The organism is Caballeronia sp. NK8 (genome assembly GCF_018408855.1).
Classification (GTDB): domain Bacteria; phylum Pseudomonadota; class Gammaproteobacteria; order Burkholderiales; family Burkholderiaceae; genus Caballeronia.
This window is the reverse complement of the sequence record NZ_AP024322.1, coordinates 927,317-943,171: the sequence shown is the minus strand read 5'-3', so window position 1 is coordinate 943,171 and position 15,855 is coordinate 927,317. Positions and strand designations below refer to the sequence as shown.

The window sequence follows — 15,855 nt, the reverse complement described above, 5'->3', positions numbered from 1 at the left end:
AGAACTCGTAGCGCGCCCGTCACGCGCGGAGCCGATCGGCCTGACGTCGCGATGCGAATCCGAGAAGGCCAACGCAGGAACGTCGTCGATCGTACCGATCAGCGCGTCACGACGGCGACACGAACTTGAAGTCGACCGGCGAGCCGATCGACAGTCGTTTCGGGTCCGACGCGAGTTCGCCCGTCTGCGGATCGCGACGGAAGAAATACGCGCTGTCGCTCTCCTGATTGCCGACGATCAGCCAGCGCCCGGTCGGATCGATCGCGAATTCGCGCGGGGTCTTGCCGAGCGTCGGATAACGCTTGATGAGTTTCAGATGACCATTGTTCGGATCGACCGAAAACGCGACGATCTCGTTCGCGTCGCCGCGATTGGTGGCGTAGAGAAAGCGGCCGTCCGGCGACAGATGAATGGCGCCGCCGCCGATCTTGCCGCGAAAGCCCGGCGCGATCATCGACACGGTCTGGACTTGCGTGAGATTGCCGTCGCGGTAATCGTAGACGTACACCGACGCGTTCAGTTCGGTAGTCAGGTAGGCGTGCTTGCCGCTTTGGTCGAAGACCAGATGACGCGGCCCGGAACCCGCCTTGACCGGCGTGTAGCGCGCTTCGGTCGGGCCGAACAGGCCGCGGCTCGATGCTGACGGATCGGGCGTGTAACGGTAGGCGAACACCTTGTCGACGCCCAGATCCTGCGCAAAGAGATATTTTCCGTCGGGCGAGAACACCGTCGAGTGGACGTGCGAGTTGTCCTGCCGCCCCTTCACCGGACCGCCGCCCTCGTGATGCACCGTCAGCACCGACGTGCCCACGCGACCGTCCGAAGCGAGCGGGAAGACCGCGAAGCTGCCGCCCGGATTGGAGGCGACCGAGTAATTGGCCGTGAGCAGATATTTGCCGTCGGGCGAGAGCGCCAGATAGCACGGGTCGTTGCCGTCTGACGAAACGCGGTTGAGGAAGCTCAACTGGCCGCTCGCGCGATCGAAGCGAAAGGCGCTCACGCCGCCGCGCTGCGTCGCCGGGCCGTTGTCACCGGGCAATTCGTTCACTGCGTACACGTAATTCCGGTCACGGCTCACGACGAGATACGACGGATTTACCGTCTGCGCCGCTGCGATGCGCGATAGCTCGCCCGTGCCCGTGTCGAACCGGTAGACGTAGATGCCTTCGCTCTTGCCGCCGCCCGTGTAGGTGCCGATGAGCAGATCGTAGACCTCGCCGCTCGCCGCACCCGCCGTGGCCGCTCCGCTCGCGGCGCCTGGCGTGGCGGGCGTGGCAGGCGCGGAAGCCGATTGCGCGAAGGCCTGCGCGGCCGCCAGCGACAGCATCAGCGCAAAGCCTTTCGCCCACGCGATGGACCGCGCATGCAGCGGGCGCGCGTCTTGCAATACGGACACGAGCGTATTCGCGCCGCGGGGGTGGCTCGGGTGCATGAAACCTCCTCATCGGTTCTTTGCTGCTTGTTATCGGGCAATTCGGGGGAAACTCGGGGACGACGCGAACGCGCCGGCATCGCAAGGCCCGCGACGTGCGGGAGCAAGTTCCGCTCCAAACACGTGGGCCGCGTTTGCCAGGAACAGGTTCGCAGCCAAGATACACCACGCACGACAGGCCAACCGACACGATTCGAATCAACAACAGGAGTTTGCCGCGATGACAATCCACCTAAGCCTTGGCCCACTGGTCTCCCTGATCGCCGGGATCCTCATTCTCATCATGCCCCGGCTGCTGAATTTCATCGTCGCGATCTATCTGATCGTGATCGGACTGATCGGTTTGTTCGGCATGGGATCGGCGCATTTCTAGGGCGCGCGTGCGGGCGCACGCACGGGTTGACCCGCGCGTGTGCACAAAGTGTCACGAAAGAAGTACACGCGGACGTGCCGCGCGTGTGTGCTTTGGCGTGTCAGCCGTTCGCGAGCTGATCGAGACGCAGACGTCCCTGCAACGACAACGCGCCGACCGAGATGCCGGCGACGTCGAAGCTGTAGCGGTTGAAACAGCCGCGCTCGGTGAGGAAAGCGGCGGCGGCATCCATCGCATTGCGCGACAGGCCGAGTCGTTTGTGGTCGAGCGCGAGAAGCGCTTCAGCGTCCGAGACGCGGCTTGCGGCGGAAAGAATGGCGATGCAGTCAGCTTTCGACGGATAGAGCATGTGGTTCTGTTCCTCGAAAACGCTACGTTAGGGACCGGCCAGAACGACGCGCAACGCAACTGCTGCATGCCCGCGCGCGAAACGATCGGGTTTATGCATGAAAGACATTTGAAAGGATGGATAAGTTCCGTGCCTGAAGCAACACAGTACCGGCGCTCGCACCTTTCACAAAGCTTCATTCTAAACATCAGTCGAATGAATTATCAACATCGCGATCGGCGCTTTGCCAGTGCTTTTCCGCCATTGCGACACGGCCTGCCGTCGCCGCGATGTGTTGCGCGCCGTGATCACACCCGGCCCGCTTTTCTGCTTGCATCGAACGATTGCGGCAGAATGCGGCCAGACAGCATGCGCGGCGGCCAGATCGTTTGTCGATGACGCCGCGCTTCGCCCGGGGCGCGCTGCGCTTCGACTCTTTTGCTCAACTCGCGGCGTGTTTTGTTTGGTCCCGCGCCGCCAGCAGGAAGATGTTCGCTCATGCCAGCACTGATTGAAGACTATGCGATGGTCGGCGACGGCCACACCGCAGCCCTCATTTCCCGCGACGGTTCCGTCGACTGGCTCTGTTGGCCGCGGTTCGACTCCGGCGCCTGTTTCGCCGCGCTGCTCGGCACGCCCGAGCACGGACGATGGCTCCTCGCCCCCGAGATGCCCGATGGCGAGACGCCCGTCATCCGGCGTCGCTACCGCGAGGACACGCTGGTCCTCGAAACCGATTTCGAAACGCCGCAAGGCGCCGTCACCATCGTCGACTTCATGCCGCTGCGCAACGGGCATTCGGAGCTTGTACGCATCGTGATCGGACGGCGCGGCACGGTGCGCATGAAGATGGAACTGGTGCTGCGCTTCGATTACGGCTCCGCCGTGCCCTGGGTCAGCCGCCTGCCTGACGACAGCGGCATCCGCGCGATCGCCGGACCGGACCTCGCGATACTGCGCACGCCCGTCGATCTCGTCGGCGAGAACATGCACACGACCGCATGCTTCGATGTGAGCGCGGGCGAGCGCGTGCCGTTCTCGCTGTGCTATTCGCAGTCGCATCTGCGCCTGCCGCATGCGTCGGACCCGCATACCCAGCTCGCGCGCACCGAGAATCACTGGCGCGAGTGGTCGGGGCAAAGCGCGCTCAACGGCCGCTGGGCGAGCGCGATCCGCCGCTCGCTCATCACGCTGAAGGCGCTCGCGTATGAGCCGACGGGCGGCATCGTCGCCGCGCCGACCACATCGCTGCCGGAGCAGTTGGGCGGCACGCGCAACTGGGACTATCGATACTGCTGGCTGCGCGATGCGACCATCACCCTGCTCGCGATGATGCGCGGCGGCTACTACGACGAAGCCCGCGCGTGGCGCGCGTGGCTGGGACGCGTGATGGCCGGCTCGCCGTCGCAGATTCAGATCATGTACGGCATCGCGGGCGAGCGCCGCCTGCCCGAGTGGGAGATTCCGTGGCTGCCGGGCTACGAGGGCGCGGCGCCGGTGCGCATCGGCAACGGCGCGGTCGATCAGTTGCAGCTCGACGTCTACGGCGAAGTGATGAACGCGCTGCACCTCGCGCGCGTCGGCGGCCTGCAGAGCGACGAAACGGCGTGGTCGATCCAGTGCGCCATGCTGCAACACCTCGACACGATCTGGGAGCAGCCCGACGAAGGCATCTGGGAAGTGCGCGGCGGACGTCAGCACTTCACGTTTTCGAAGGTCATGGCGTGGGTCGCCTACGACCGCGCGATCAAGTCGGCGGAGAAGTTCGACCTGCCCGGGCCGATCGACCACTGGCGCGAGATGCGCGCGCGCGTCCGCGCCGAGGTGTTGAAGAAGAGTTGGAACCCGAAACTGAACTCCTTTACGCAGGCGTACGGCAGCGACGCGCTCGACGCGAGCCTGCTGTTGATCCCGTTGTTAGGATTTTTGCCGCCAAACGATCCGCGAGTGACCGGAACCGTACATGCGATCGAGACCACCTTGACGCACGATGGCCTGGTGAAGCGCTATCACACCGCCGAAGTGGCGGACGGGTTGCCACCTGGAGAGGGCACGTTTCTGGCTTGTAGCTTCTGGCTGGTCGACAACCTGGCGTTGCAAGGCCGGATCGACGAAGCGCACGAGATGTTCGAGAGGCTTGTGGGTCTCGCGAACGACGTCGGGCTGCTGGCCGAGGAATACGACACGGTCGCGAAGCGCATGGTCGGGAATTTTCCGCAGGCGTTTACCCATGTGGCGCTGGTGCATACGGGGATGAACCTGATCCGGCACGAAGAGGAGATGGCGAAGGCGGTCGGCCAGCCGTGCGGCGCGGAAGACCGCGACGATTCACATAGTCAAGCAGAATTCGACGCAGCCGCAGGAAAGTCTTAAACATCTGTTTTGTTTGGCAAAAATGGCGATTTGCCGGTAATATTGGTGCAATGCACAAAACGTAATATATCGGCAGGTGTTGTTTCCAGGCTGGTAATTTCGCCCGGTCAGTTGAATTGAACGTTTAATGCGCGGAAAATCTTGCTTCGGCTCAAGCTTCGTTGCAGACAGTCGATAACGCGCAGGTGGCAGCACGCAAAGGCATTGAAGCAGTGCAGTAAGGACAGTGCCCCGGCAGCGCGGCGACAGCCCGTCGCGCTGCCGGGGATCATCGAATGCCGTTGAAGCTCATCGCCGGATGCTTTTTCCCGGGATCAACGGGCGTACCGGTTCCACCGGAGTTACTGGGGCGACCATGCTCTATCAAATTCACGAATTTCAGCGTGCCATGCTGTCTCCCCTCACAGCATGGGCCGAGGCCGCATCGAAGTCGTTCGTCAACCCGGCCAGCCCCCTCGCCTACATTCCTGGCTCCAGCCGCTTCGCTGCGGGTTACGAGCTGCTCTATCGGCTCGGCAAGGATTACGAGAAGCCGCAGTTCGACCTCCATCAGATCGTCAAGGACGGCCACAACATTCCGATCGTCGAGCAGACGGTGGTCGAGAAACCGTTCTGCCGCCTGTTGCGCTTCAAGCGCTTCGCCGATGACAGCGCGACCGTCACCAAGCTGAAGAACGAGCCGATCGTGCTCGTCTGCGCGCCGCTCTCGGGCCATCACTCCACGTTGCTGCGCGACACCGTGAAAACGCTGTTGCAGGACCACAAGGTGTACATCACCGACTGGATCGACGCGCGCATGGTGCCGATCGAGAACGGCCCGTTCCATCTGGACGATTACGTCGAATACATTCAGGAGTTCATCCGCCATATCGGCGCGAAGGACCTGCATGTGATCTCGGTGTGTCAGCCGACCGTGCCGGTGCTCGCCGCCATTTCGCTGATGGCGAGCCGCGGCGAAGACACGCCGCGCACGATGACCATGATGGGCGGCCCGATCGACGCGCGCCGCAGCCCCACATCGGTCAACTCGCTCGCGAACGAGCACTCGTACGGGTGGTTCGAGAACAACGTCATCTACACGGTGCCGGCGAACTATCCCGGCGTGGGACGCAAGGTCTATCCGGGCTTCCTGCAGCACGCGGGCTTCGTCGCGATGAATCCGGAGCGCCATCTCACGGCCCATTGGGACTTCTATCAAAATCTGCTGCGCGGCGACGATGACGACGCCGAGCAACATCGCCGTTTCTACGACGAATACAACGCCGTGCTCGACATGGCCGCCGAGTATTACCTGGAGACGATCCGCGTCGTGTTCCAGGAGTTCCGGCTCGCGGAAGGCACCTGGGAAGTCAACGAGGAACTCGTGCGTCCGCAGGACATCACGCATACCGCGCTCTTCACGATCGAAGGCGAGCTCGACGATATCTCCGGCAGCGGCCAGACACGCGCCGCGCACGATCTGTGCACCGGCATCCCGCCGAAACACAAGCGCCACTTCACGGCGGAGAAAGCCGGCCACTATGGCATTTTCTCGGGCCGGCGCTGGCGCACGATGGTGTATCCGCAACTGCGCGAGTTCATCCTCGAACACGACAAGACGCCGAAGACAGAAGCCGTGCCCGCGTAACGCGAGCACGTCAAAGCAAAACGTCGCGCCCTGCAAAGGGCGCGACGTTTTTTTGTCTCCGACGCCGCGTGCGCGTCGGTGCGAAATCAGCGACGCGTCAGATACGCCAGCAGCAGTTCCGTATTCATCCGCACGATCTGATCACGCTGGCCCTGCTCGCTGAAATCGAGCCCGAATGTCGCTTCCAGCGTGAAACGGTTCGAGACGATGTAATAGCCGAGACCCGACAGGATGATGTAGAACTTGAGCGGATCGACGTCGGTGCGAAACAATCCGGCCTTCTGGCCACGATCGAGAATGGCCGTGAGCGTCGTGACAATTGGTGAGATGAGTTCGCGTATGCGATTCGATCCTTTGATATATCTCGCTTCGTGCAGGTTTTCGTTATTGATGAGACGCAAGAGCTCCGGGTGATCGCGGTAATAATCCCAGACGAAATGCGCAAGACGTGTCATCGCTTCGATAGGCGCGATACCGTCGAGTTCGAGCGTGCGCTCGGCGTCGACGAGCGCGGCGAGCGCGTGTTCGAGCACGGCGGTGAATAACTGCTCCTTGCTACCGAAGTAGTAGTAGAGCATGCGTTCATTGGTCTCCGCCCGGCGCGCGATCTGATCGACGCGGGCGCCAAACAGACCTCCGGCAGCGAATTCTTCTGCGGCGGCAAGCAAAATACGGCGCCGGGTGCCTTCAGGATCTCTTTTGATTTTCGGCTGATTCATGGTGGCATGACTCGCGAGCCGCGTTGCCGGATTAGCGTCACGCGGCCCACATTGGGGTACATGACGTGAACGGGCGCTGCCCAGGGTTAATGGGAAACACCGTCCTGCGGTCAAACGGAAAAGCGCTTCGATTATGCGCACATCGAAGAACATTGGCAATTAGGATTGAAAGACATTCGTCACGATAACGGGTGACTTCGGCGATAATGTCGATCAAAGCTGAGCGCGCGACCGGAAAGCGGGACGCGCGCCGAACCGGCAGCGTGACGTCGTCGTGAACGCGAAGCGTTCCTGGCGTCCGTCATCTTCCGGCGACGCCCCTGCGCCCACGCTGCGCCCGTCCCCAAGGCATCATCGCAATCCCTCGTGACCGCAACCGTTTCCAAGACGCTCGCAGAGCGCATCGAAGACCTGCTGCCGCAGACGCAATGCACGAAATGCGGCTATCCCGCCTGCCGGCCCTACGCCGAAGCCATCGCCGCGGGCGAGGCGAACTATAACCAGTGTCCGCCGGGCGGCGCCGAAGGCATCGCCCGGCTCGCCGCGCTGCTCGGCAAGCCCGAAAATCCTCTTGATACGACGCATGGCGTCGAGCGCGCGCGGCCGGTCGCGGTGATCGATGAGAACGTGTGCATCGGTTGCACGCTGTGCATGCAGGCGTGTCCGGTCGATGCCATCGCCGGGGCGGCCAAGCAGATGCATACGGTCATCGCCGAGCTGTGCACGGGTTGCGATCTGTGCGTGCCGCCCTGCCCGGTCGATTGCATCGCGATGGTGCCGGTGACCGGCGAGCGCACCGGCTGGGATGCATGGAGTCAGGAAGAAGCCGATCTGGCGCGCGCGCGTCACGACCGCCACATGGCGCGCATCGAGCGCGAACGCGCGGAAGCCGAGGCACGCGCCAGCGCGCGTCAGGCAGCGCGCGCGGCACAAGCCGATCAAACGAATCAAGCGGCGCAGGAAGCTCCCGCCGCTGCGCCCGCGTCGAGCGACGACCCCGAGGCCAAAAAACGCGCGATCATTCAGGCCGCGCTCGAACGCGCACGCAAGAAGAAGGAAGAGATGGCGCAGCTCGGCGCGGGCCCGAAAAACACGGCTCAGGTCAGCCCCGCCGTGCAGGCGCAGATCGACGCCGCCGAGGAACGCCGCCGCCGTCTCGGACTGACGGGCGACGAAAACGCGTCCCATCCCGACAAGGGCGACAAACCCGCGTAAGAACGAGCCTCGCACCATGAACGCCACGAAGCGCCGCGCCATCTACGAGACTTTGCAGAGCCTGAATCCGCATCCGACGACCGAACTCGAATACACGACGCCGTTCGAACTGCTGATCGCCGTGATGCTGTCCGCGCAGGCGACGGACGTTTCGGTCAACAAGGCGATGCGCAAGATGTTTCCCGTCGCCAATACGCCGGCGACGGTGCTCGCGCTGGGCGAGGACGGCGTGTCGGAGTACATCCGCACGATCGGGCTCTATCGCACGAAGGCGAAGAACGTGATCGCGACGTGCCGCATTCTCATCGACCAGCACGGCGGCGAGGTGCCAGCGGAGCGCGAGGCGCTGGAGGCATTGCCGGGCGTCGGCCGCAAGACCGCGAACGTCATCCTGAACACGGCGTTCGGACAGCCGACCATCGCCGTCGATACGCACATCTTTCGTGTCGCGAATCGCACGGGTCTCGCGCCCGGCAAGGACGTGCGCGCCGTCGAGACCGCGCTCGAAAAATTCACGCCGAAGGAATTCCTGCTCGACGCGCATCACTGGCTGATCCTGCATGGCCGCTACGTCTGCAAGGCGCGCGTGCCCGAGTGCTGGCATTGCGCGATCGAGCCGCTCTGCGAATATCGGCAGAAGACGCCCGCGCCGGTCGAATGACGGTTTGGGCGGACCGGGCGCGCCGCGGTCTACAATAGCGGGCTGAGAAACCCGCAATCGAATCAATACTTTATGTTCAATCCCAGTCGCGACGAAGTTCGCCAGTTCTTCACCGAAACGTGGCGCAAGGAGCGCGCCGGCGAGATTCTGACGCCGCTCGAAAGCATGGCCGCCGACTGGATCGGCGAACATCCCGAGTATCACGACTCACTCGTGAATCCGGATTCGCGTGAAGCCGATTACTCGCCCGATCGCGGCCAGACCAATCCGTTTCTGCATCTGTCGATGCATCTCGCGATCAGCGAGCAATTGTCGATCGATCAGCCGCCGGGCATCCGCCGCGCGCACGACCGGCTCGTCGCGCGCCTGGGCTCGCCGCACGATGCGCAGCACGCCATCATGGATTGCCTCGGTCAGGTGATCTGGGAAGCGCAGCGCTCGGGCACGCCGCCGGATACCGACGCCTATCTCGCGCTGATCGAGCGCCGCGCCTCGCGCGACTGAGCATCCGCAAAACAAAAACACCCCGCTGCGAAGCGGGGTGTTTCTTATTTGGCAACGTCCGATGCGGCGCGCTTACTTCTTCAGCACGAGACTGCCGTCGAGCGACTGGATATACGCCGCGAGATCCTTCAGATCGCTCTGCGACAGGCTCTGCACCTGCGCCGCCATGATGGCGTTGTTGCGGCCGAAGTTCGGGTTGTTGCCGCCGATCTGATACTGGCGCAGCGCCCAGTAAATATAGGTCGCATGCTGACCCGCAAGCCTCGGATATTCGCCGCTGACCGGCTTGTTGAGGTTGGGGCCGTGGCAGGCCGCGCAGTTGTGGCTGTCCGAAAGCGCCTTCCCGTTGCTCACGTCGGCCGCGTGCGCGCCGCCGACCGTCATGCCGATGAGCGCCGCTGCCGCGCACGCTGCCTTGAAGCTGCTGTGAAGTGCCTTTGAGGGCTTCATGAATTCTCCTTCCCGTTGTCGCTTGGTCGCGTCACGCGCGGATCACTTGTCGGGATTGTTCTTCGATTGGGGAGTCTGCGCGGCGTAGTACGCGGCGATATCGGCGATATCCTGATCCGACAGCGTCGTCGCGATGGCACGCATCGTGTCGAAATGACGGTCGCCCTTCTTGTAGGCATGCAGCGCATTGGCGATGTACTGCGCGTTCTGGCCACCCAGCATCGGCACTTCGTAGACTTCGGGGTACGCGGTGCGATAGCCGGGGATGCCGTGGCAGCCGATGCACATCGCGACCTTGCCCTCTGCGGCCTTCGCGTTGCCGACGACGTCGGCCGACGCCTGGGTCGCGAAGCCGGCAAGACCCGACAGCGCTGCAATCACGGCACATTTGCCGACGAAATTGTTCATAGCTCTTCTAACCTGGCTTGAGGGGGAATCCGGCGCTCCAGAGGCCGTGGCCCGCGCCGAGCGCAATACAACCTTCTCGGGACTGTTTGCTGCTACGGGGTTTGTCGCCACGCAGGCCAAAAAAATCGCGCTAATTGTACCGCGCGACCTATCCCCCGTCCACACGCGGACCGCGCGGAAGCTTTGCTGGCAAGGGGAATCGGCTGAAAAGCAGTCGTTCGACCTGCGACAATTCGTCCCTGTACAAGCGATGAGCCCGCCTGCGCGCTCGCTGCAAACGCGCTCGGACGCGCTGCCGCCAACGGCGGTGAAGCGGCTCAAACGATACCCGGCGCGCCTCAATGTCGAAAGGTCTTCTGACTTATACTGGGATTTTTTTCCCGACCGGATCTTCGTCATGCGTTTCGAAGGCTCATCGCAATACGTCGCAACCGACGATCTCAAGCTCGCGGTGAACGCCGCAATGACGCTGCAACGGCCGCTGCTCATCAAGGGCGAACCCGGCACCGGCAAGACCATGCTCGCGGAAGAAGTCGCGCTTGCGCTCGGCATGCCGCTCCTGCAATGGCACATCAAGTCGACGACCAAGGCGCAGCAAGGTCTTTACGAATACGACGCGGTCTCGCGCCTGCGCGATTCGCAGCTCGGCGACGAACGCGTGAAGGACATCCGCAATTACATCGTCAAGGGCGTGCTGTGGCAGGCGTTCGATTCCGACCAGCAGAGCGTGCTGCTCATCGACGAGATCGACAAGGCGGACATCGAATTTCCGAACGATCTGTTGCGCGAACTCGACCGCATGGAGTTCTACGTGTACGAGACGCGCGAACTCGTGAAGGCGAAGCATCGGCCGCTCGTCATCATCACGTCGAACAACGAGAAGGAACTGCCCGACGCGTTCTTGCGCCGCTGCTTCTTCCACTACATCAGATTCCCGGACGCCGAGACGATGAAAGCCATCGTCGAGGTGCATTTCCCCAATATCAAGCAGGATCTGCTCGCAGCGGCGATGCAGAGCTTCTTCGAATTGCGCGGCGTGTCGGGACTCAAGAAGAAGCCGTCGACGTCCGAACTGCTCGACTGGTTGAAGCTTCTCCTGGCCGAAGACATTCCGCCCGAAGCGCTGCGCTCGTCGGATCAGAAGCAGATCGTGCCGCCTTTGCACGGCGCGCTTCTGAAGAACGAACAGGACGTCGCGCTGTTCGAGCGTCTGCTCTTCATGAACCGTAACCATCGCTAAAAAGAAACATGAGCCGCTGGATCGAACCCGTCACGCTGGAAGGCGAACACGTCAGGCTCGTGCCGCTCACGCGCGAGCACGAAGCCGCTCTCACCGCCGCCGCGAGCGACGGCGAATTGTGGAAGCTCTGGTACACCTTCGTGCCCGCGCCCGGCGAAACCGGTGCCTATATCGACACGGCGCTGGACATGCGGGACCGGCTCGGCGCGCTGCCGCTCACGGTGATCGACAAGCGAAGCGGCGACATCGTCGGCTCGACGCGTTACTTCGCCGTCGAACAGGCGAATCGCCGGCTGGAGATCGGTCACACGTGGTATGCGAAGCGCGTGCAGAAGTCCGCGCTGAACACCGAAGCGAAGCTGCTGCTGCTCACGCATGCGTTCGAGAAGCTGAACACGATCGCCGTCGAGTTCCGCACGCATTTCATGAACCACGCTTCGCGGGCGGCGATCGCGCGGCTCGGCGCCAAGCAGGACGGCATCCTGCGCAACAGCGGAATCAGCCGGAACGGCGCGTATCGCGATACGGTCGTGTTCTCGATCATCGAATCGGAATGGCCTGCCGTGCGCGCGAATCTGCAACTCCGGCTCGACCGCTGATCCCGATGGAGAACGCGTCATGCTGATCGACTTCTTCTACTCGCTGCGCGACGCGAAGCTGCCCGTCTCGGTGAAGGAATATCTGACCTTGCTCGAAGGGCTGAAGGCGCAGGTGATTTCGCCGTCGCTCGACGAGTTCTACTTTCTCGCCCGCATGACGCTCGTGAAGGACGAGAAGTACTTCGACAAGTTCGATCGCGCGTTCGGCGCGTACTTCCACGGCCTGACGCAACTGCCCGACGAAGCATTCGACGTTCCGCTCGACTGGCTCAGGAAGCGCCTCGACCGCGAATTCACGGCGGAAGAAAAGAAGCGCATCGAGGCGCTCGGCGGCCTCGACAAGCTGATGGAGCGCCTCAAAGGGCTGATGGACGAGCAGAAGGAACGTCACGAAGGCGGCAACAGGTGGATCGGCACGGGCGGCACGTCGCCGTTCGGGCACGGCGGATATAACCCCGAAGGCATCCGCATCGGCGGGGAATCGTCGGGCAATCGCACCGCCGTGAAGGTGTGGGACGAGCGCGCGTACAAGGACTACGACGATCAGGTCGAAATCGGCACGCGCAACATCAAGGTCGCGCTGCGGCGTCTGCGCCGCTTCGCGCGCGAAGGCGCGGCCGAAGAACTCGATCTGCCGGACACGATCCGCAGCACCGCCGCCAACGCGGGCTGGCTCGATATCAAGATGGTGCCCGAGCGCCACAACAACGTGAAGGTGCTGATGCTGCTCGACGTCGGCGGCTCGATGGACGATCACATCAAGCGCGTCGAAGAGCTCTTCTCGGCAGCGAAGGCGGAGTTCAAGCATCTCGAGTTCTACTACTTCCACAACTGTGTCTACGACTATTTGTGGAAGCACAATCGCCGGCGTCACGCCGAGCGCACGCCGACCTTCGACGTCCTGCACAAATTCACGCCGGACTACAAGCTGATCTTCGTCGGCGACGCGACCATGAGCCCGTACGAAGTGCTGCAGCCGGGCGGCTCCGTCGAGTACAACAACGCCGAGGCGGGCGCGGTGTGGCTGCGCCGTCTCGCCGATCAGTTTGCGCATCACGCGTGGCTCAATCCCGAGCCCGAGCGGCTATGGGAATACCGGCAGTCGATTGCCGCGATCCGCAATGTCCTCGGCAATCGCATGTATCCGCTCACGATGGCCGGCCTCGAAACCGCGATGCGCGCGCTGTCGAAATAAACCAAAAGAAACGCATGAAAGCTTCTTCTCCGGCGAGCGTCGCGCTGCGCCCGTTCTCCGACTCGTCGTTATCGACCATCGTCGCCGGCTTCGTCGCGATGATGACGGGCTACACCAGCTCGCTCGTGCTGATGTTCCAGGCAGGCCAGGCCGCGCATCTCACCGACGCGCAGATTTCGTCGTGGATCTGGGCGCTCTCGATGGGCATGGCCGTCTGCACGATCGGGCTGTCGCTGCGCTATCGTGCGCCGATCGTCATCGCGTGGTCCACGCCCGGCGCGGCGCTGCTCGTGTCGTCGCTGCCGAACGTCGCATATGCCGATGCGATCGGCGCGTTCATTGTCTGTGCCGTGCTGTTGACCGCGGTCGGCCTCACCGGCTGGTTCGACACGCTGATGAAACGCGTCCCGTCGGGCATCGCCGCGGCGTTGCTCGCGGGCATCCTGTTCGAGATCGGCATCGAGATTTTTCGCGCCGCCGAACATCGGACGGCGCTCGTCATCGTGATGTTCTTCACGTATCTCGTCGGCAAACGCTTCCTGCCGCGTTACGCGATTCCGGCGACGCTCGTCGTGGGCGTCGCGGTCGCGGGCGGCCTCGGGCTGCTCGACTTTTCGCGCTTTCACGTCGCGCTCGCGCATCCGGTCTTCACGATGCCAGCGTTCTCGCTCGCGGCGGCGATCAGCATCGGCATTCCGCTGTTCGTCGTCGCGATGGCCTCGCAGAACGTGCCGGGCATCGCCGTCTTGCGCGCCGACGGCTACACGACGCCCTCCGCCCCGCTCATCTCGACCACCGGCATCGCGTCGCTCGTGCTCGCGCCGTTCGGCTCGCACGGCGTGAATCTCGCGGCCATCACCGCCGCGATCTGCACCGGCCGCGAGGCGCACGAGAATCGCGACAAGCGCTACACGGCCGCCGTCTGGTGCGGCATTTTCTATCTGATCGCGGGCACCTTCGGCGCGACCATCGCCGCCTTGTTCGCGGCGTTTCCGAAGGAACTGGTTGTCTCGGTGGCGGCGCTCGCGCTGTTCGGCTCGATCATGAGCGGCCTCGCCAACGCGATGCAGGACGCGCGCCAGCGCGAACCCGCGCTCGTCACGTTCATGGTGACGGCATCGGGTCTCACGCTGCTCTCCATCGGCTCCGCGTTCTGGGGATTGATCGCGGGCGTCGCGACCCATTTCGTGCTCAACGCCAGGCGTCCCTGACGCAGCCTACAATGACGCAATCGGCCCCGATTTCCGGCCGATTTTTCCGCAACAGAAATTGGCATTTCCGTCATGGCCCTGATCGACAAACTGCTGGCGCGCTCCGCGCCGCCCGGCGCATCCCAGAAACGCAAGACGATCGTGCGCGTGCTGCTCGACGACGCCGGGCACGTCCAGGACGTCGTCCTGAAGATGAGCTGCGGCGATCCGGCGAAAGACGCCCACGCGCTCGACGAAGTCCGCAAGATGCGCTTCGCGCGCGGCCAGCTCGGCTCGGGCACGGTGCGGCGCTGGCACGAGCTCGCCTACGCGGTGGATTGAACGCGCAGTCCTGCGTCCGGTCGAACTCCGGCGCGCACGGTATCAGCGCGTTCGCCGCGCTCGGGACTAGAATGGGAGAATGATATTCACGGGCGCGCCGCGCGAACGAAGTCGCCGCGCGGCGTCGCATTCATGGGCAATCCGCGGGTTGGTTACCGCAATTTGACAAGGCGCAACGCGTCTGAGACTCGACATGACATCCGCTCTCGACCAGCTCAAGCAATACACGACCGTCGTCGCCGACACGGGCGACTTCCAGCAATTCATCCAGTTCAAGCCGCAGGATGCGACCACGAATCCGTCGCTAATCCTGAAGGCCGTCCAGAAGGACGACTACAAGCCGCTGCTCGAAAATACCGTCAAGGAGCACGCGAAGAAGCCGATGCCGCAGATCATCGACAATCTGCTCGTGGCGTTCGGCACCGAGATTCTGAAGATCGTTCCGGGCCGCGTCTCGACCGAAGTGGATGCGCGCCTTTCGTTCGACACCAAGGCTTCGATCGACAAGGGCCGCGAAATCATCAAGCTGTATGAGAACGCGGGCGTCGACCGCAAGCGCGTGCTCATCAAGCTGGCATCCACGTGGGAAGGCATCCGCGCGGCCGAAGTGCTGCAGAAGGAAGGCATCCACTGCAACATGACGCTGCTGTTCTCGCTCGCGCAGGCCGCGGCCGCCGCCGAAGCGGGCGCGCAACTGATCTCGCCGTTCGTCGGCCGCATCTACGACTGGTACAAGAAGTCCGCCGGCGCCGAATGGGACGAAGTGAAAAACGGCGGCGCGAACGATCCGGGCGTGCAGTCGGTGCGGCGCATCTACTCGTACTACAAGAAGTTCGGCTACAAGACCGAAGTGATGGGCGCGAGCTTCCGCACGGTGAGCCAGATCACCGAGCTTGCGGGCTGCGATCTGCTGACGATCAGCCCCGATCTCCTGAAGAAACTTGCCGACAGCAACGACAAGGTCGAACGCAAGCTCTCGCCGGAAGCGGGCAAGAACGAGAACATGGAGAAGATCGCCGTCGACGAGTCGACCTTCCGCTTCCTCGTCAACGACGACGCCATGGCGACCGAAAAGCTCGCGGAAGGCATCCGCGCGTTCGCCGCCGACGCGATCAAGCTCGAGAAGCTGATCGCCGCGCTTCAGTAACGGCTGCCGGAAACAGAACCGCAAATCGCGCCGAAACATTGGTGCGATTTGC

At 63.1% G+C, this 15,855-nt stretch carries 18 protein-coding genes; 12 read left to right on the top strand and 6 right to left on the bottom strand.

What is annotated here, in order from left to right; all coding sequences use genetic code 11:
• Window positions 1-106: 106 nt before the first annotated feature.
• Entirely contained in the window at window positions 107-1,432 is a 1,326-nt protein-coding gene (locus tag NK8_RS04475; RefSeq protein ID WP_213227679.1) for a lactonase family protein, read from the bottom strand.
• A gap of 220 nt (window positions 1,433-1,652) precedes the next feature.
• Here NK8_RS04475 and NK8_RS04470 point away from each other — a divergent pair, with 220 nt between their 5' ends.
• Window positions 1,653-1,805: a DUF3096 domain-containing protein gene (locus tag NK8_RS04470; RefSeq protein WP_074168899.1), complete on the top strand. Its 153-nt coding sequence runs from the start codon at window positions 1,653-1,655 to the stop codon at window positions 1,803-1,805.
• 100 nt (window positions 1,806-1,905) lie between these two features.
• Here the strand turns inward: NK8_RS04470 and NK8_RS04465 are convergent, their stop codons facing one another.
• On the bottom strand, window positions 1,906-2,154 hold the full coding sequence (locus NK8_RS04465; protein ID WP_162065255.1) for a hypothetical protein: 249 nt from the start codon (window positions 2,152-2,154) through the stop codon (window positions 1,906-1,908).
• 187 nt (window positions 2,155-2,341) lie between these two features.
• The gene (locus tag NK8_RS43345) at window positions 2,342-2,470 is read right to left on the bottom strand and encodes a hypothetical protein (protein WP_301549865.1); all 129 of its coding nucleotides are present in this window, start codon (window positions 2,468-2,470) and stop codon (window positions 2,342-2,344) included.
• Between the two features lie 161 nt (window positions 2,471-2,631).
• Here NK8_RS43345 and NK8_RS04460 point away from each other — a divergent pair, with 161 nt between their 5' ends.
• Entirely contained in the window at window positions 2,632-4,506 is a 1,875-nt protein-coding gene (locus NK8_RS04460; protein ID WP_213227677.1) for a glycoside hydrolase family 15 protein, read from the top strand.
• A 355-nt stretch (window positions 4,507-4,861) separates the two neighbouring features.
• Window positions 4,862-6,133, top strand: a complete 1,272-nt coding sequence (locus tag NK8_RS04455; RefSeq protein WP_162065253.1) for a polyhydroxyalkanoate depolymerase — start codon at window positions 4,862-4,864, stop codon at window positions 6,131-6,133.
• A gap of 86 nt (window positions 6,134-6,219) precedes the next feature.
• On the opposite strand, the gene NK8_RS04450 is transcribed toward NK8_RS04455, so the two are convergent.
• On the bottom strand, window positions 6,220-6,852 hold the full coding sequence (locus tag NK8_RS04450; protein ID WP_061175943.1) for a TetR/AcrR family transcriptional regulator: 633 nt from the start codon (window positions 6,850-6,852) through the stop codon (window positions 6,220-6,222).
• A gap of 366 nt (window positions 6,853-7,218) precedes the next feature.
• Between NK8_RS04450 and rsxB the strand changes: the two genes are divergently transcribed.
• From rsxB to NK8_RS04435, 3 genes are all read left to right on the top strand, one after another.
• Window positions 7,219-8,067, top strand: a complete 849-nt coding sequence (gene rsxB / locus NK8_RS04445) for an electron transport complex subunit RsxB (protein WP_213227675.1) — start codon at window positions 7,219-7,221, stop codon at window positions 8,065-8,067.
• Between the two features lie 16 nt (window positions 8,068-8,083).
• Window positions 8,084-8,728 carry an endonuclease III gene (gene nth, locus NK8_RS04440; protein WP_213227673.1) on the top strand — a complete coding sequence of 215 codons (645 nt, stop codon included), beginning with the start codon at window positions 8,084-8,086 and terminating at the stop codon, window positions 8,726-8,728.
• A gap of 72 nt (window positions 8,729-8,800) precedes the next feature.
• Window positions 8,801-9,232: a DUF1841 family protein gene (locus NK8_RS04435; RefSeq protein ID WP_162065250.1), complete on the top strand. Its 432-nt coding sequence runs from the start codon at window positions 8,801-8,803 to the stop codon at window positions 9,230-9,232.
• Window positions 9,233-9,304: 72 nt separating this feature from the next.
• On the opposite strand, the gene NK8_RS04430 is transcribed toward NK8_RS04435, so the two are convergent.
• Window positions 9,305-9,682: a c-type cytochrome gene (locus NK8_RS04430; RefSeq protein ID WP_061175947.1), complete on the bottom strand. Its 378-nt coding sequence runs from the start codon at window positions 9,680-9,682 to the stop codon at window positions 9,305-9,307.
• Between the two features lie 42 nt (window positions 9,683-9,724).
• Window positions 9,725-10,090 carry a c-type cytochrome gene (locus NK8_RS04425; protein ID WP_061121774.1) on the bottom strand — a complete coding sequence of 122 codons (366 nt, stop codon included), beginning with the start codon at window positions 10,088-10,090 and terminating at the stop codon, window positions 9,725-9,727.
• Window positions 10,091-10,487: 397 nt separating this feature from the next.
• On the opposite strand from NK8_RS04425, the gene NK8_RS04420 reads away from it, so the two are divergent.
• From NK8_RS04420 to tal, 6 genes are all read left to right on the top strand, one after another.
• Entirely contained in the window at window positions 10,488-11,330 is an 843-nt protein-coding gene (locus tag NK8_RS04420) for a MoxR family ATPase (RefSeq protein WP_061176043.1), read from the top strand.
• Window positions 11,331-11,338: 8 nt separating this feature from the next.
• Window positions 11,339-11,929, top strand: a complete 591-nt coding sequence (locus NK8_RS04415; RefSeq protein WP_213227671.1) for a GNAT family N-acetyltransferase — start codon at window positions 11,339-11,341, stop codon at window positions 11,927-11,929.
• A 19-nt stretch (window positions 11,930-11,948) separates the two neighbouring features.
• The gene (locus NK8_RS04410; protein WP_213227669.1) at window positions 11,949-13,124 is read left to right on the top strand and encodes a VWA domain-containing protein; all 1,176 of its coding nucleotides are present in this window, start codon (window positions 11,949-11,951) and stop codon (window positions 13,122-13,124) included.
• Window positions 13,125-13,138: 14 nt separating this feature from the next.
• On the top strand, window positions 13,139-14,335 hold the full coding sequence (locus NK8_RS04405) for a benzoate/H(+) symporter BenE family transporter (protein WP_162065247.1): 1,197 nt from the start codon (window positions 13,139-13,141) through the stop codon (window positions 14,333-14,335).
• Between the two features lie 72 nt (window positions 14,336-14,407).
• The gene (locus NK8_RS04400; RefSeq protein ID WP_162065246.1) at window positions 14,408-14,656 is read left to right on the top strand and encodes an energy transducer TonB; all 249 of its coding nucleotides are present in this window, start codon (window positions 14,408-14,410) and stop codon (window positions 14,654-14,656) included.
• 193 nt (window positions 14,657-14,849) lie between these two features.
• Entirely contained in the window at window positions 14,850-15,803 is a 954-nt protein-coding gene (gene tal, locus NK8_RS04395; RefSeq protein ID WP_213227667.1) for a transaldolase, read from the top strand.
• The last annotated feature ends 52 nt before the right edge of the window (window positions 15,804-15,855 follow it).

Bases quoted from the DNA above. Each gene is read 5' to 3' on its own strand.
- NK8_RS04430 (WP_061175947.1), bottom strand. From the start codon at position 9,682: ATGAAGCCCTCAAAGGCACTTCACAGCAGCTTCAAGGCAGCGTGCGCG.
- tal (WP_213227667.1), top strand. From the start codon at position 14,850: ATGACATCCGCTCTCGACCAGCTCAAGCAATACACGACCGTCGTCGCC.
- NK8_RS04435 (WP_162065250.1), top strand. From the start codon at position 8,801: ATGTTCAATCCCAGTCGCGACGAAGTTCGCCAGTTCTTCACCGAAACG.
- NK8_RS04415 (WP_213227671.1), top strand. From the start codon at position 11,339: ATGAGCCGCTGGATCGAACCCGTCACGCTGGAAGGCGAACACGTCAGG.
- NK8_RS43345 (WP_301549865.1), bottom strand. From the start codon at position 2,470: ATGCAAGCAGAAAAGCGGGCCGGGTGTGATCACGGCGCGCAACACATC.
- NK8_RS04460 (WP_213227677.1), top strand. From the start codon at position 2,632: ATGCCAGCACTGATTGAAGACTATGCGATGGTCGGCGACGGCCACACC.
- NK8_RS04465 (WP_162065255.1), bottom strand. From the start codon at position 2,154: ATGCTCTATCCGTCGAAAGCTGACTGCATCGCCATTCTTTCCGCCGCA.
- NK8_RS04400 (WP_162065246.1), top strand. From the start codon at position 14,408: ATGGCCCTGATCGACAAACTGCTGGCGCGCTCCGCGCCGCCCGGCGCA.
- NK8_RS04455 (WP_162065253.1), top strand. From the start codon at position 4,862: ATGCTCTATCAAATTCACGAATTTCAGCGTGCCATGCTGTCTCCCCTC.
- NK8_RS04405 (WP_162065247.1), top strand. From the start codon at position 13,139: ATGAAAGCTTCTTCTCCGGCGAGCGTCGCGCTGCGCCCGTTCTCCGAC.
- NK8_RS04450 (WP_061175943.1), bottom strand. From the start codon at position 6,852: ATGAATCAGCCGAAAATCAAAAGAGATCCTGAAGGCACCCGGCGCCGT.
- NK8_RS04475 (WP_213227679.1), bottom strand. From the start codon at position 1,432: ATGCACCCGAGCCACCCCCGCGGCGCGAATACGCTCGTGTCCGTATTG.
- NK8_RS04425 (WP_061121774.1), bottom strand. From the start codon at position 10,090: ATGAACAATTTCGTCGGCAAATGTGCCGTGATTGCAGCGCTGTCGGGT.
- NK8_RS04420 (WP_061176043.1), top strand. From the start codon at position 10,488: ATGCGTTTCGAAGGCTCATCGCAATACGTCGCAACCGACGATCTCAAG.
- nth (WP_213227673.1), top strand. From the start codon at position 8,084: ATGAACGCCACGAAGCGCCGCGCCATCTACGAGACTTTGCAGAGCCTG.
- NK8_RS04470 (WP_074168899.1), top strand. From the start codon at position 1,653: ATGACAATCCACCTAAGCCTTGGCCCACTGGTCTCCCTGATCGCCGGG.
- NK8_RS04410 (WP_213227669.1), top strand. From the start codon at position 11,949: ATGCTGATCGACTTCTTCTACTCGCTGCGCGACGCGAAGCTGCCCGTC.